Source organism: Luteolibacter arcticus (genome assembly GCF_025950235.1).
GTDB classification, from domain to species: domain Bacteria; phylum Verrucomicrobiota; class Verrucomicrobiia; order Verrucomicrobiales; family Akkermansiaceae; genus Haloferula; species Haloferula arctica.
This window is the reverse complement of the sequence record NZ_JAPDDT010000018.1, coordinates 1-14,130: the sequence shown is the minus strand read 5'-3', so window position 1 is coordinate 14,130 and position 14,130 is coordinate 1. Positions and strand designations below refer to the sequence as shown.

The window sequence follows — 14,130 nt, the reverse complement described above, 5'->3', positions numbered from 1 at the left end:
GACTGCAAGGACTATGACCGACCCGACACCGCCGCCGCATGAGGCCCTGAAAGACCGTCATCTCAACCGCGACCCACTGACCGGCGAGCCTGGTTCCCATCCAGTGGGGACAGGTATCGGGGCGGCGGGCGGTGCTGCCGCCGGGGCCGCGATGGGAGCGATCGGAGGGCCGGTCGGCGTGGCAATCGGGGGCGTGGTAGGAGCGATTGCAGGCGGACTCGCCGGTAAGAGGGTCGCAGAAAACATCGATCCCACCATTGAGGAGGACTACTGGCGGGAGAACTTCAAGCGGGAGCCTTACTATGAGGACGACAAGGACTTCGCGGATTACGGGCCGGCTTATCAGATGAGCGTTGATCGCTATCGCCCGGACTCCAGTTTTGAAGAGAGTGAGCCGTTGATGGCCGGCGAGTGGGATGCTGCCAGAAGGGAATCGAAGCTTCACTGGTTGCAGGCTCGCGCGGCGGCAAAAGCTGCTTGGGACCGTCTTCATCAGGGCTCCGCGGTGCGGCCTGATACCTGAGGGATTTCGAAACTCCGCTTGCTTCGCGGCATCCCGATCCACCTCAGCGTGTGGATTGTGGATGCCGTTACTTTTTGCTTCGACCTGATCCCGCCGCGTTCTGATGAAACGCAGCCGCTACTCTTCCTCATCGCTCACGATTCCGAGCAGCCTTTCCATCTCCCGCTCCATCGCCTCCACCCTTTGTGATGGTGCGATGACCCGGATGGCCTCCTGAAAGGCCAAGTCGATATCCGGGCCGGTGAGGTGCGGGCGGGCGTTGCCGAAGTCTTCAAGGAAAGCAAGCTGCGAGAGCTCTTCCCGGAGGTGGCCAACAGTCTTTGCAAGAAGCATGGGATGCTTTCGCAAGTAGCGTGCCGTACGAGCAGAGGGCTGGGACTGGCCGCCTCTCCGCGATGGTTCGACCGGCTCCAGGACATGCTGGCATACTGCTTGCAAAGATCTCGATGCCAGTAGGCCCGACCACCATGTCTAACGTTCCCGCATACCCAAAGAATCCCGCATTGCATCACGAAACCGCGACTCACCCGGAGGTAGATCCAGAAGGGTCCGGGCAGGCGACTGCGAACGAGACGAAGCCGGTTGAAATCAAAGACCTCGATCTTTCGCCGCCGGGGTCGAGCTTCAGAAACCTTGTCGAGCTTGGACCGGTCCGGGTCGTCCTCATCGCTGCAGGCGTGGGCTTCATCGCGGGCAGGTTCGCTCGTTATTGATCGCGGAATGCCAGTTCCGTGCACGCTGCATTCTCCCAGTGCGTCTTGCGTCGGACTCTCGGCATGTCAGGACCTGCGCAGACCGCCGGTCCTTGAAGGCATTGGTAAGATAGGCCCCGTACTAGTGGATGCCTTGGGCATGATTCCTGCAATCGGTGTCTTCCATGACCGACCATGACCGCCAACCCGACTCCCCGGAAACTCCTGCCGAGCACCCCAACGCGAAAGATCATGGCACCAGTCATGTCGTCCGGATGGAGGGTCTTGGCGGGGCAGTTGGCACGTCGGTCGGAGGGGTCGCGGGGGCGGCTGCCGGAGCGGCAGTTGGCGCGTTCGCAGGTCCGGCTGGAATGGCAGTGGGCGCTCTTGTGGGCGCTGGTCTGGGAGCCCTTGGAGGAAAGGCTGCGGGCGACACGTTGAATTCCGAACTTGAGAAGAAGGATGACCCAGAAGGCCCAGCCGGTGAGGATGGGTCGGGGGGCGGTGCCAATCCTTTATAACAGCTTCGGTCGCGCAGCGGAGCTGGCGACTCGATGGCCACCTCCGTGGTAGCTCGCAGCGGAGGCTATGCCGAGGCGCTTGGAGTGGTGCCCGGAGAAAGTCCTTTATTGAAAGAACGGGACGAGTGCCACGATCGCGAAGAGGCCGAGCGTGGCAAGCGAAACTGCGAGCATCACAATAAGCAGCCAGTCGAAAAGATTGCGTTTGCGAAGACGAGGCATAGGTCGCGTTCGGGAAACATCCCAGGCTGTGGTCGGGCAGCGCCGCTTTTCCGGGTGCCATAAAAAAGACGGCCCTCCCGTGGGAAGGCCGTCCATCGTGGACTTCTTAGCTCACGGTGCTCTTCGCATCCGAGATCGATGTGGAAGAGATGTCTTCAGCTCCGGCGGCCTTGAGGATCTCTTTGGCGCGATCGACTTCATCGCCATCAACCGCGTGCACGGAGACGAGAATGTTGCCTTCGCTGACCCGGTTCTCGTAGCGCTTGGCTTCGATCTCTGGAATGCCGAGGCCGATCAGGCCCCCGGCAATGCCGCCCACCGTGGCACCCGCGGCAGCGCCGCTCAGCGCGGCAAGCAGCGGACCGGCGGCGATCAGCGGACCCACGCCGGGGATGGCGAGTGCGCCGATCCCTGCGAGCAGGCCCAGGGTTCCACCGAGCACGCCGCCCGTGGCAGCACCGGTGACCGCTCCCTCCGGAGCCTTGGTATTCTTCTCGTGGGAGAATTCGTGCGTGGTGCCCTTGTCGGGAAACAACACCGAGATGTCATTGGCTGAGAACCCGGCGGCGGAGAGATTGTCAACGATCTGCTCGGCTTGGGAATGAGAGGTGGCGATGGCGTATACGGATTTGTGGCTCATGGTAATGAATGGTTAGATGGTGAGAGCGAGCGGGTGTTTTATTTGGTTTTTACTTCGAGATTGTCGGAGATGGTGGCACTGCCCGCGTGCTCCTTGGCGATCTTCAGGATGGCTGCGTGCTCCTCCTTGCTTTCCACCACACCGCGCAGGGTGATGGCACCATCGCGGGTGATGATCTTGATGTTCTTCGCATTGAAGGAGAGATCCGCGCCGACGATGGTGGAGCGGATATCCTTGGTCATCTTGAGATCGGAGTCACTGTTGCCCTGGTCCACAGGGGTGGTGGTCTTCTCGTTCATATCGCGCTCGTTCTTGGCGGTGTTATCGGGGGCAGAAACATCGCCGCCGATGGAGTCGCGGACGCCGCGGAGCTTGGTGCCGAGGGATGCCGAACTGAGGTCCGGCCACTCCGTGGACTTGAACTGTGGCACCTTGCCCACCTGCTCCTTCGTCAGGGAAGTGGTGAAGGATTTTGAATCCGCATCGTAAGCAAGGGCGGAGATCGGGACGGCGCTGAGCGTGTCTTGCACGCCGAGGAATCCGCCCGTCGAAACGATGACGCCGAGCACCTTCCCGCTCTCAAGGTCGATGGCGATGTCCTTGATCTCGCCAATCGACTCCTTGCTCGAATTCACCAGATCCATGCCGATGAGCTTTGAAGCCCGCCATGCGGATTCGCTGTTCTTGCCGATCGCCTGGGTGACTTCTTCCGGAGAGTCCGGCTTTTGGGCCATGGCGGGAATCGCGATGAAGAAGGGAAGGAGTGAGCAGATGGCAGTACGGTTGAAGACTTTCATGGGATTGGATGGGTTGCCGCAATTTTAAGGCGGCACCCTATTTGCAAACGCTGTGCCTAGGAGCCCAGACGCCCGGATCACGCAACCCGTAGGCGCTATCCTTCGGCCACCGTCTGGAAATCGGGCATCTTATGCATCACCATGGGCAATCTGCATGCGCTGCGCTGGACCTTCTCCCGAATGAGGCGCTTTTCGGTCTTCGCCGCCCCAGCTTCGACAGGGGGCGCGATCTCTAACTGCTAAACTTCCCTGCTTCGGTCTTGGCGGCGGGGTCGTCCGCCACTGCGAATGCGCGTTGCACCACAACCCCGCAAGCCGTAGCAGCCTCGCCAATCGACTGAAGGGCCTCGTCCGCCGCGCTGAAGCAATCGCCGCAGACCCAAATATTCGGTGAACCCTCCTTCGGCGTGAGTCCACGAGCTTCGAGCTCACCGTCAAACCGCTCTTGCGCGTGATTCAGCGTGCCTTCGTCGAGGATGCAATAGATGAGAATTTCCATGGGTGAAGGATTCTCGCGTGAATCGGTTTGCGGCGCTAACGGAATCACTCGTGGGGCGATCGCAGAGGTGCGGAGCGATGAAGGTGACCAACACGTCGGCAATCCGCGCGAGATTCAATCACCTCTTGACTATTGCCGGCAGCTCGCGACCTGTCACACACCGCCGGGAATCAACCCTTCAGGCGGCAACGTCCTTATTACTGCTACCGCCACGATGACCCTCCGCCTTCTCGTTGTCTTCGCCAGCCTGTCCTCCGCGCGGCATGCAGCAGCCCAGGACTCCGCTGGCACGCTGGGCCTCTACCTGGAAAACGACCTCTTTGCCGGCACGGATCAACACTACACCAGCGGGGTCAAAATCAGCTGGAGCTCCCGTGATCTTGAGAAGTTCAGCGACACCCCCTTTGCGAGTCCGTTCCTGCCGCTGTTCGACCTGCTTCCCTACATCAATCAGAAGGACTACCAGAAAAACCTCGTTTTCGCCCTCGGGCAGAACATCTACACTCCGGTCGATACCGACACTGCGGTCTTGCAGAGGTACGACCGCCCCTATGCGGGCTGGCTTTATCTCGAGTTAGGCGTGGTGTGGAAGGATGCAAAGGTCCGCAACTCGCTCGTGCTGGACATCGGGGTAGTCGGCTCCTTGTCTTACGCGGAAGAAACCCAGCGTTTCATCCACGATCTGCGCGGATTTGACAGCCCCAAGGGTTGGGATAACCAGCTCGATGACGAACTCGCCTTCAGCGTGGATTACGAGCACATGTGGCGCTGGCCGGCGCATGAACGCCGCGCCGGTCTCGACTGGGAATTCCTACCCTACGCGGGGGCGGCTCTTGGCACCGTGAAAATCGACGCGTGCCTCGGTTCGGAGTTCCGCATCGGGCTGAATCTCCCCGACGATTTCGGTACCCCGTCGATCGCGTCGGCTGCCCCGACCTCGACGCCCGTCGATGGCCGCCAGGAAGCCGATCGCTCGCGCTATGACGTGGGCGCCTATGTCTTCACCCGCGTGGAAGGGCGGGCGGTGGCGCGGAACATCTTCCTCGACGGGAATACGTTCAGCAACAGCCACTCGGTCGACAGCAATGTCTTCGTCGCCGACCTGAGTGCAGGCGTGGCTATCAATTATCACAACACCAAGCTCGCCTATGCCCTTGTTTACCGGACCAAGGAATTTGACGGGCAGGACGAGGGCCAGGTCTTCGGCACCATGTCGCTGAACTGGACTTTCTGAATCGACCGAGCCGGACGCGGGGTCGTGCTCCACACCTCTGGCGATGCTGCCATGAATGCAAGGTGAAGCCGCGCTGGATCCAAAGGATTCCGAGTGCGGGGTGGAGGAGCCCAGCGTGAATTGATCAGGTCTCCGATTCTTCGCGTCGCCGCCGATTAAGCGCCTGATAGCCAGTCAGCTTGCCGGCGCTTTCGTCCCACAATCGGAATTTCAAAGACTTCAGACTGCTTCGGATGGTGAGCGGCTTCACGTTCTGGAACATCGGCTCGGCATTGTGAGCTCGTTCCAATTCGTAGTTTGGAATTCTCGGACTCAGGTGATGGATATGGTGGAACCCGATGTTTCCCGAGAACCATTGAAGGATCTTTGGAAGCTTGTAGAAGGAGCTTCCCTCAAGAGCGGCTTTTGCGAAGTCCCAGTCCGGCCGACGCTCCCAATAGACGTCCTCGAATTGATGCTGGACGTAGAACAGCCAGACGCCGGCAACGCTTGCCACCAGGATCGCGGTGAACTGGATCACGAGGTACGGCAGAATACCGAACGCCCACGAACCAGCGACGGCCATCAGGAGGAGGGTCAAATTTGTAAGATGAACCCCCAGCCGGACTTGCCGGTCCGCCTTTTTCACGGGCACCCGGTGTAGCAGCAGAAACAGCAGCAGCGGGGCAATGCCGAACAGAATGATCGGGTTGCGGGAGAGGCGGTAGGTGAAACGCCGCCATCGTGAGGATTCCAGGTATTCCTGCACGGTGAGGGTCCAGACGTCACCAATACCACGGCGATCCAGGTCCCCGGCGCTAGAGTGGTGAATGGTGTGTTCGAAGCGCCATTGATGGAACGGCGTGAATACGAGAAGCCCGGTGATGATCCCGACGACCTCATTGGCCCGCTTCGATTTGAAGAACGAGCCGTGGGTACAGTCGTGGAAAATCACGAAGGTCCTGATCAGGAAAGCACCCGCGAGAATCGCAAGCGGAACCACAAGCCAATAGGAGATCGCCAGGCTGAAATACATCAGCACCCACAGTGCTGCGTAGGGGATGAGGGTGTTAGAGAGCTGCCACACGGCACGCCAGCCGGAGGGCAATTGATATCGCCGGACGATTTCCTTCCATCCTGCGGTCGCAGGGTCGCTGCCGGGGTTTCCGTTTTCCATGCCTTTTTCGCCTTTCATGCCCATCTGAGGTTCAAGGCGGATTGATCCGGTTGCAAAGGGAGATCACTTGACGGACATGCTCCAGGGTTCGGTGTCACGGCAACTCCGCCGATTCGGCGAATGGAATCAGGAAGGTGTGGGGCAGGGCCATTCCACACGCGTGAAAAATGTTCCTGAAGGAGTGTCGCGCTGAGCGGAGATCTTCAAAGCGGGAGCGAGACAGCCAGAGAGCGGGTATGTCGGGAACGCGAGCAAATCCAGCGATTTGAAGCTCAGCATTGAGCCGTCCCTTCTGCAATGGAGTGAAGTGAGGCGGGACCTCGAATAGCGCAGCGATGTGGAGCATTGTTTGGAAGGGGGGTGGCGAATCCGCGCACGGAAGGAACCCGTATTCGCCACCCCCCAGTGTCGGGGGGGGACGAGGCTTCTTTGCAGCAGACGGGCCAACCTTAGAAACGGCGGAATGTCTGACAAGGCGGACTATTCGGTCGCAGGCTGTGAGCCGAAGCATTCAAATTGCGCTTCCATGGGTTGCAGTTCCCAATCATGCGGTCACTTCTTCCTTCCTCGTCAGGCGCGAGATCTTCGGAAGATCGTCGTTCAACTGGGGAAGGTATTGGTCACTGAAGACGCAAGTGTGTCCCGCTGCCTCGATCGCAAAGCGTACCCCCCAACAGGATTTTGACCGTGCGAAATCCTGCGTCCTCAAATGGCTCATCAAGCAGGATGCCAATGCGGAGAGAGCGGCGCGACGGTTCCCTGAGTTGGTTCGCCACGATCCTTCTCCGGCGTCCCGCGCCACAGTCCTCGAGCCAGCCTTCTTGCTCCAGCATCTTCAGGGCCGCCCGCACGGTGTGATTGGACACTGCCAGTTCGGCCGCGAGCTGCATGACCCCGGGCAATTGCCCGACACAGCGCCCGCTTTGGAAGCCCTCGCGCAAGTGCGCGGCGGTTTGCTCGGCCAAGGGCAGGCGGCGGAGTGGGCGGGTCACGGTGCGCGAACCTCTTCACTTTTTTGACCGGTTACGAGAATTAAAGGGCTTGAGAAGAGCGAGGATGCAATATAGGCGTCACTTTATCGCTTTGAATGTGACGATCCTGCTATAGATCAGCGGGAGAAGCACGCGCGTCCCTTCCCGGTCTGTCACCGCTCCGGCTCGGACGAACCGCGACACCCAGCAGCTCTCCCGCCCGCAACGGCAAACCCAATGGTCGAACAACCAACGATGCAAACGCTATCAGGGCTTCTCCGGTCCGGGTCGGTCATCGCCATCGCGGCGACCCTGGGCGTGGCGTCGGCCGGGGCCCAATCCCCGCCTGACCCGGCTCAAGGTGCGATCGATGGCTCGGGCAAGTTCATCCCCGCCACCAAGCCCGAAGGCGGCATGGGTCCGGCCACGCCCGAGGCTTGGAAGGAGGAAGTCGCGAAGCTGATTGAAAAGACCGGCGAGACCACCTTCCGGATCGGCCGGATCCAATGCGACCGCGCCACCCGGACGATTTCGTTTCCCGCTAAAATCAATGCCCGCGAGGGCCTGGTGGAATACGCCCTGGTCACCACCAAGGGCAAGGTCCATGAGGCGCTGCTCGCGGCCGAGGTGTCGCCGCTACACCTCCATGTGGCAGCGCTTTTGATCGGACTGGCACCGCAGGGCGAGGCACCGAAGCCGGTGCCGGTGACGATCGAGGTGGAGTGGGCGACCAATGGTCCGGCGAAGAAGCTGGCGCTCGAGGACCTGCTGGCGCTTGCCCACGAAAGTCCGCAGGGAAAAACCGGCGGCACGCTGGCTCGCGGGCCTTGGCATTATCAAGGCTCCGTAGTGGACGCCGGCGGCTTTGCTGCGGAGCGCGACGGCTCGATCATCGCGCTGATTTCCGACTCCACCGCACTCGCCGGGAATCCGCGGGCGGGCGGCGACGACGATACCCTCTACCTGCCCAATACGGCCTTGCTGCCGTCCGAGGCGACACCGGTCACCGTGACGCTCCGCCCCGTCCCGCCGGCCCCTTGAATTTCTTTTCCGTCCGCGAAAACCCAGCTCTCAAAAGCCCATGCGTCTTGCCTCCCTCATTTGCGCCTTGCTGGCCTTGCTGCCCGCCGCAGCCACTGCCCAGGAAGAGACCCGGAACTATCCGCTCGGACCGATCGGCGGCCAATTCCGCGTCACCCCGAATTCGAGCTACGCGCGCATCGTGTCGCTCGATGCCGCCGCGCCCGGGGTTACCTCCGGCTTGCAAGTCGGTGACTATTTGTTCGGGGCCTTCGGTAAGACCTTCACGCCGACCGGCACTTATCACCACGGGGTCAGCCAGGAGCTCGGCTTCGCGGTGGACCGCGCCGAAGGTGCTGGAGGCTCGCTGCCCTTGAAAGTGCTGCGCCCGGGCGTGGGATCGCTCGATGTCACGGTGACCCTGCCGTCGGCAGGGACATTCGGAGCGGCCTACCCGCGCGCCAGCGCCAAGCACCAGGCGAGCTTCGAGAGTGCCTGCGCGTGGCTGCACCAGCGCGTGATGAGCACCAGCAATGGCGACGTGGGCTACCCCACTGGCTGGTCCGGCCTGTGCCTGCTCGGCCACCCGAACTGGAACGACACGACCGGTGCCAAGCCCTACCGGCTTTCGATCAACAAGATCCGCGACCGTTGCGTCCAACAGATCAACGCCGGCGTCTATGCCGCGGTGGAGGACAAGCTGTTCGATGGCACGGCGAACCCGAACTACGTGGGCGGTGCCCTCAGCAACTGGCAGCTCGGCCAGTTCGTGATGTTCCTTTCCGAGTACTATGCGAAGACCGCGGACGCCACCGTGGCACCCGCGATCCAGCGCGGCGCGGAGATGTGCGCCAATACGGTCCAGTGGTGGAAACAACCGGCGCTCGGCACGACTTACACGCCGGCGGGCACCCAGATCGCGGGCATGGTGTCGCATGGCGGGGTGATCGGAGACTACATCCACCTCGGCTGGGGCGGCGGCATCAACATGTGCGGCGTCTATAGCTTCAATGGCATGGCCTTCGCCCGCCACGTGGGCATGGACATGACCGTGCGCCCGCGCGATGGCCACTACTTCGGCTACCCCACCGCACCGGTCGGGGCCGTGGAGGTCGGCAAGGAGAACTACGATCACACGCTCGACGAGAAGTTCCAGATGCAGTGGAACTGGATGGGCAAGCGCACTGCTTACTATAATTCCAGTAGCAACGACGACGGCCACGTGGCCTACACGCTCAATGCGCCCACCGGATGGGACGCTGCCGGCCGCACTCCCGCCACCGCACTCGGCATGGACCTCTACAAGCGGAACGGCGGTGCCCTCACCGCGGACGATGAAGACAAGCTCGCCCGCTTGAAGGCCTACACCAGCCGCCATTACATCCGTCAGCAGGAAGCCCACGCCTACTGCGTCGGGGCCCAGGCCTATCACGCCCTGGCCACCGCCTTCCTGACCGACCGCCAGCAACGCTTCATGTTGGACAACTGGCGCTTCTACTACGCGCTGTCGCGCACCCACACGGGCGGCTTCCAGTACTTCCGCTCGCGCAGCGTGAATGACAGCTACCTCGACGAAACCCAGTGCGCCGCAATCGACATGGCCCTGCCGTATGTCATCGCCAATGGCGGCCTGAACATCATCCCGTCCATCAACGATGCACCCGACCAGGTCATCGCGAACTTCCAGTCGCCCAATATCACCTGGCCGACCATCGATGCCCGGAAGATCTCCCACACCGGCAGCACGCTTGCCATGCCGGTGAGTCTCGTGGACGGCCAAGGTGCTGCCGTTTCCTCCGGCTACTCCGCCGCGTGGACCAAGCTTTCCGGTCCCGGCACGGTCACCTTCAGCCAACCCTCGGCCGCCACCACCGACATGACTTTCAGCATGGCCGGTAGCTACCGGGTGCAGCTCAGCGTCACCCGCGGCAGCTACACGCTGGTCGAGCCGATCGATGTCAGCGTCAGCATTCATCCCGCGCCTGCCGGCTACATCGCCGGGCTCGCGAACTACCAGGTGTACACCGGCCTCACCGGCACTCTGGTGACGAACCTGACGGGGGCCACGAAGTTCCCGAATTCCCCGGATGTCACGCGCACCGTGACCCGCTTGACCGGCGACTTCAGTGGCGACAACTACGGCGCGCGCCTCACCGGCTGCGTGATCGCGCCGGTCACCGGCTCCTACCGCTTTTACATCGCTTCGGACGATGGCTCGCAGCTCAAGTTCAATAGCAGCGGCCTCGGCGCCGTCTCGCCCACGGCGATCGCTTCGGTCACCGGCTCGACCGCGGTGAACCAGTGGAACAAGTACGGCAGCCAGCAGTCGGTGGCGTTCAACCTGACCGCCGGTCAGGCCTATTCCTTCGAGGCGCTGCACAAGGAAGGCACGGGAGCCGATCTCCTCTCCATCGGCTGGGCGATCAACGGCGGTGCGATCGAAGTGATCGACGGTGCCTATATCGCCGCGCCGGACAGTACTCCCGCGACGATGAGCATCACCGCTCATCCGCAACCGGCCAGTACGACCCGGGGTGGCTCGGTGACGCTCTCGGTCGCGACCACGGGTCCGCAGCCCGGCTTCTACCAATGGCGCCGCAACGGCGTGAACATGGGGGCACCCACCAACAGCCCCTCGCTGACCTTCGCGAATGTCTCCGGTGGCGCCGCGGGCGACTACGACTGCGTCTTTACCACCACGCTCGGCACGCTCACCAGCACCGCGGCGCAAGTCACCGTGACCGACACCGGGGCGCTCGTGTCCGGCGGATTGTGGCGTGAAGTCTATACCGGCATCGGTGGCAGTGCCGTGACCGACCTGACTTCACAGGCGAAGTTCCCCTTCAACGCGGACTCCAGCGGCCCGATCACCAGTGCCGCGACGACTGCCGACTACGGCGAGGACTACGGCCAGCGCATCACCGGTTGGATCAAGCCCACCGTCACCGGCAACTACCGCTTCTATCTCACCTCCGACGACAACTCGGAACTTTGGCTCGGCACCAGCGAACAAGCGGCGACCAAGTCTCGCATCCACCAGCTCTCCGGCTACACGGATCCCAAGGGGTGGAGCCAGCGTTCTCCCAGCGCCTACATCGCCTTGCAGGCCGGGAAGTACTACTACTTCGAAGTCCGCCACAAGGAGGGCGGCGGCGGCGATCATCTCGCGGTGGCCTGGCAACGCCAGGGCGATGCCGCGCCTGCGAACGGCTCCGGCGAAATCCCCGGCCAGTTTCTTTCCTATCGCCTCGGTGGCAGCTTCGACGATGTGGCAGTCGGCAACCAGGCACCGTCCTTTGCCGCCGATCCGGTCGCGAGGCCGGACGCGCCCGTCGCGATGGCCTACACCGGTCAAAGCCTTGCTCCCCTCGCCAGTGACTTCAACTCCGCCGACGCGCTCGTCTTCTCGAAGCTCCCGGGTGGGCCGGCATGGCTGAACGTCGCGCCCAATGGCGCGCTCTCCGGCACGCCGCAAGCCGCCGACCTCGGCGTGAATACCTTCACCGTCCGCGTGGCCGATCCCTCGGGGCTGGAGGACATTGCCACCCTGAATATCACGGTGATCGTCCCACCCACGTGGATTAATTCCAGCGGCGGTTCGTGGATCACCGCCGGCAATTGGCAGGGCGGCATCCCATCGGGGACCGGGGCCTATGCCGACTTCAGCACGCTCAATCTCACCACCAGCCCCACCGTCACCCTGGATGGTGCGCGCACCATTGGCACCCTGGTCTTTGGCGATACCTCGCCCAGCCACGGTTGGACGCTGAACACCGGCAGTGGCGGCCCGCTCACGCTTGCCGTCGCCAGCGACTTCCCGGTGATCACCGTGACGAATCAAACCACCACCATCGGCGCGGTGTTGGCGGGTAACCAGGGATGGGTCAAAGCCGGTGACGGATCGCTGGTCCTGACCGGCACCAATACCTACACGGGCGCAACCAAGGTCTCGGCAGGAACCCTGCAACTGGGCAACGGCACCATCCAGCCGACGCTCAACAGCACCTACGACATCGCGTCCGGTGCCACCCTGAGGGTCCAGTACAACACCGCCACCGGAGCCGCCGCCCAGACCTGGTCGAAATACACCGGTGCTGGAACCCTGGCCCTGGAGACCGGGAAGAACTTCGACTTCGGATGGGGCACCGCGGGGCTCGGGGCAGGATTCACGGGCACGCTGCAAATGGAAGGCGGTCGCACCAGCACCACGTCCGCTGCAGGCGGCGGTCTCGGCAGCACCACCCGGGTCGTCGTGAAAACCGGCGGACAACTGGGCATGTGGACCGGTGGCACCTTCAGCCAGGACTTCACCATCGAGGGAACCGGCTACGGCGAAGGAAGCGGCTACGACGTCGCACTTCGCTTCGCCAACGACAACCTCTCTAACAACACGCTGAACGGGACTATCACCCTGACGGGAAGCGCGACGATCGGGGCGAAGGGAACCGGTGTCGCCACGCTGAATGGCGCCATCTCCGAGTCCGCCCCGTCGGTCCTGACGTTTGGAACGACGACCTTGAACGGAACGGTGATTCTAACGGCTGCCAACACCTATCCCGGCGGCACGGTCGTCGCTGCGGGCACCTTGGAAATCGCTGGCAGCGGCAGCCTGGGCAATGGAACCTACGGCGGCAATATCTCCAACGCCGGAACCCTCCGGCATTCGTCATCCGCCAGCCAGACCCTCTCCGGAGTCATCAGCGGAGCGGGGGCTCTCACCAAGACCGGCACCGCCACGCTCACCTTGAGCGGATCGAACAACTACATCGGCGCCACCTCGATCACCGGCGGGGCGCTGCTGGTAAACGGCGCGCTCGGCAACACCGCCACCACCATCAACGCCGCGAGCACCCTCGGCGGCAGCGGCAGCATCGCTGGCACGGTGAGTAACAGCGGCACGCTCGCACCCGGAAACAACGCGGTCGGCAATCTGACGGTCAACAACACCTTGACCCTGGCCGGAGGATCGAAGGTGACCTGGGAGATCAACAACTGGACCGGGGCGGCCGGCACCGGCTGGGACAAGGCGACCGTAAGCTCGCTCAGTCTGACGGCCACCAGCGGCAACCCGATCACCATCCGCCCGGTGGATCTCGCCCTCGCGAACTTCACCGAAACCAACGCCTCCTTCGTCCTGATCCAGACGAGCTCCTCCATCCCCACCTTCAGCGCGGACAAGTTCACGGTGGATACCAGCGGGCTCACCCTGCCGCAGGGCACCTGGGCGGTCCAACAGGCCGGCAACAACCTGGTGCTCGTCTATACCGCCGTCAATCCGGACACCAATGGCAACGGCATCTACGATACCTGGGAGGCCGCGAACTTCGGCAACGCCAACCCCGGCGCCAACCTGCCCGGCGACGATGCCGACAAGGACGGCCTCACCAACCTGATGGAGTATGCCCTGGGCACCAATCCGCTGGTTTACACCGCCGGGCCGGTCGCCGACCTCGAGACCGTCGCCGACAAGCAGCACCTCCGCCTGACCGTGAACAAGAATCCGCAGGCCACGAACCTGACCTACACGGTGGAAACCTGCGGCGCGCTGAACGACTGGTCCGACGTCAACGTGGTGGTCGAAGCCGACACCGCCACGCAGCTCATTGTTCGCGATAGTTTCAACACCACCACTTCCTCGACCCGCTTCATCCGGCTCAAGGTGCAGGCCGGTCCGTGAGAAGCTGTCTGAAAAATATCTTCGCACCTTCATTTCCTTGAGAGTCCGGATCGGGAACCAAGGGAACGGGCGGGACGCCCCTTCAACGGACTTGGGCAAGATGCCAATAGTGTTCGGCATCCTCCCTGCTTGCCGGAACGGCGGCGTAGTGTGACGAAAAGGTCACTGGTACTCCCCG

At 62.5% G+C, this 14,130-nt stretch carries 11 protein-coding genes; 5 read left to right on the top strand and 6 right to left on the bottom strand.

Going from position 1 to position 14,130, the window contains the following annotated elements; genetic code table 11:
• Positions 1-13: 13 nt before the first annotated feature.
• On the top strand, positions 14-523 hold the full coding sequence (locus tag OKA05_RS24995; RefSeq protein WP_264489944.1) for a hypothetical protein: 510 nt from the start codon (positions 14-16) through the stop codon (positions 521-523).
• A gap of 117 nt (positions 524-640) precedes the next feature.
• Here the strand turns inward: OKA05_RS24995 and OKA05_RS24990 are convergent, their stop codons facing one another.
• Positions 641-856 (bottom strand): hypothetical protein, encoded by a 216-nt coding sequence (locus tag OKA05_RS24990; RefSeq protein WP_264489943.1) that lies wholly within the window; start codon positions 854-856, stop codon positions 641-643.
• A 134-nt stretch (positions 857-990) separates the two neighbouring features.
• Here OKA05_RS24990 and OKA05_RS24985 point away from each other — a divergent pair, with 134 nt between their 5' ends.
• Positions 991-1,236, top strand: a complete 246-nt coding sequence (locus tag OKA05_RS24985; protein WP_264489942.1) for a hypothetical protein — start codon at positions 991-993, stop codon at positions 1,234-1,236.
• 828 nt (positions 1,237-2,064) lie between these two features.
• Here OKA05_RS24985 and OKA05_RS24980 read toward each other — a convergent pair.
• The 3 genes from OKA05_RS24980 to OKA05_RS24970 form a co-directional block, all read right to left on the bottom strand.
• The gene (locus OKA05_RS24980; protein WP_264489941.1) at positions 2,065-2,598 is read right to left on the bottom strand and encodes a DUF3341 domain-containing protein; all 534 of its coding nucleotides are present in this window, start codon (positions 2,596-2,598) and stop codon (positions 2,065-2,067) included.
• Positions 2,599-2,636: 38 nt separating this feature from the next.
• Positions 2,637-3,395 (bottom strand): PRC-barrel domain-containing protein, encoded by a 759-nt coding sequence (locus tag OKA05_RS24975; protein ID WP_264489940.1) that lies wholly within the window; start codon positions 3,393-3,395, stop codon positions 2,637-2,639.
• A 232-nt stretch (positions 3,396-3,627) separates the two neighbouring features.
• Complete coding sequence (locus OKA05_RS24970) at positions 3,628-3,894, bottom strand: glutathione S-transferase family protein (protein ID WP_264489939.1); 267 nt, start codon at positions 3,892-3,894, stop codon at positions 3,628-3,630.
• 214 nt (positions 3,895-4,108) lie between these two features.
• On the opposite strand from OKA05_RS24970, the gene OKA05_RS24965 reads away from it, so the two are divergent.
• Positions 4,109-5,128, top strand: coding sequence for a lipid A deacylase LpxR family protein (locus OKA05_RS24965; RefSeq protein ID WP_264489938.1), 1,020 nt, complete (start codon positions 4,109-4,111; stop codon positions 5,126-5,128).
• A gap of 124 nt (positions 5,129-5,252) precedes the next feature.
• Here OKA05_RS24965 and OKA05_RS24960 read toward each other — a convergent pair whose 3' ends face one another.
• Together OKA05_RS24960 and OKA05_RS24955 are read right to left on the bottom strand one after the other, a co-directional pair.
• The gene (locus OKA05_RS24960; protein ID WP_264489937.1) at positions 5,253-6,194 is read right to left on the bottom strand and encodes a fatty acid desaturase; all 942 of its coding nucleotides are present in this window, start codon (positions 6,192-6,194) and stop codon (positions 5,253-5,255) included.
• Between the two features lie 710 nt (positions 6,195-6,904).
• Positions 6,905-7,249 carry a GntR family transcriptional regulator gene (locus tag OKA05_RS24955; protein ID WP_264489936.1) on the bottom strand — a complete coding sequence of 115 codons (345 nt, stop codon included), beginning with the start codon at positions 7,247-7,249 and terminating at the stop codon, positions 6,905-6,907.
• A 261-nt stretch (positions 7,250-7,510) separates the two neighbouring features.
• On the opposite strand from OKA05_RS24955, the gene OKA05_RS24950 reads away from it, so the two are divergent.
• The gene (locus OKA05_RS24950; protein WP_264489935.1) at positions 7,511-8,296 is read left to right on the top strand and encodes a YdjY domain-containing protein; all 786 of its coding nucleotides are present in this window, start codon (positions 7,511-7,513) and stop codon (positions 8,294-8,296) included.
• A 40-nt stretch (positions 8,297-8,336) separates the two neighbouring features.
• Entirely contained in the window at positions 8,337-13,952 is a 5,616-nt protein-coding gene (locus OKA05_RS24945; RefSeq protein ID WP_264489934.1) for a PA14 domain-containing protein, read from the top strand.
• Positions 13,953-14,130: the final 178 nt, after the last annotated feature.

Bases quoted from the DNA above. Each gene is read 5' to 3' on its own strand.
- OKA05_RS24995 (WP_264489944.1), top strand. From the start codon at position 14: ATGACCGACCCGACACCGCCGCCGCATGAGGCCCTGAAAGACCGTCAT.
- OKA05_RS24970 (WP_264489939.1), bottom strand. From the start codon at position 3,894: ATGGAAATTCTCATCTATTGCATCCTCGACGAAGGCACGCTGAATCAC.
- OKA05_RS24945 (WP_264489934.1), top strand. From the start codon at position 8,337: ATGCGTCTTGCCTCCCTCATTTGCGCCTTGCTGGCCTTGCTGCCCGCC.
- OKA05_RS24990 (WP_264489943.1), bottom strand. From the start codon at position 856: ATGCTTCTTGCAAAGACTGTTGGCCACCTCCGGGAAGAGCTCTCGCAG.
- OKA05_RS24975 (WP_264489940.1), bottom strand. From the start codon at position 3,395: ATGAAAGTCTTCAACCGTACTGCCATCTGCTCACTCCTTCCCTTCTTC.
- OKA05_RS24985 (WP_264489942.1), top strand. From the start codon at position 991: ATGTCTAACGTTCCCGCATACCCAAAGAATCCCGCATTGCATCACGAA.
- OKA05_RS24980 (WP_264489941.1), bottom strand. From the start codon at position 2,598: ATGAGCCACAAATCCGTATACGCCATCGCCACCTCTCATTCCCAAGCC.
- OKA05_RS24965 (WP_264489938.1), top strand. From the start codon at position 4,109: ATGACCCTCCGCCTTCTCGTTGTCTTCGCCAGCCTGTCCTCCGCGCGG.
- OKA05_RS24950 (WP_264489935.1), top strand. From the start codon at position 7,511: ATGCAAACGCTATCAGGGCTTCTCCGGTCCGGGTCGGTCATCGCCATC.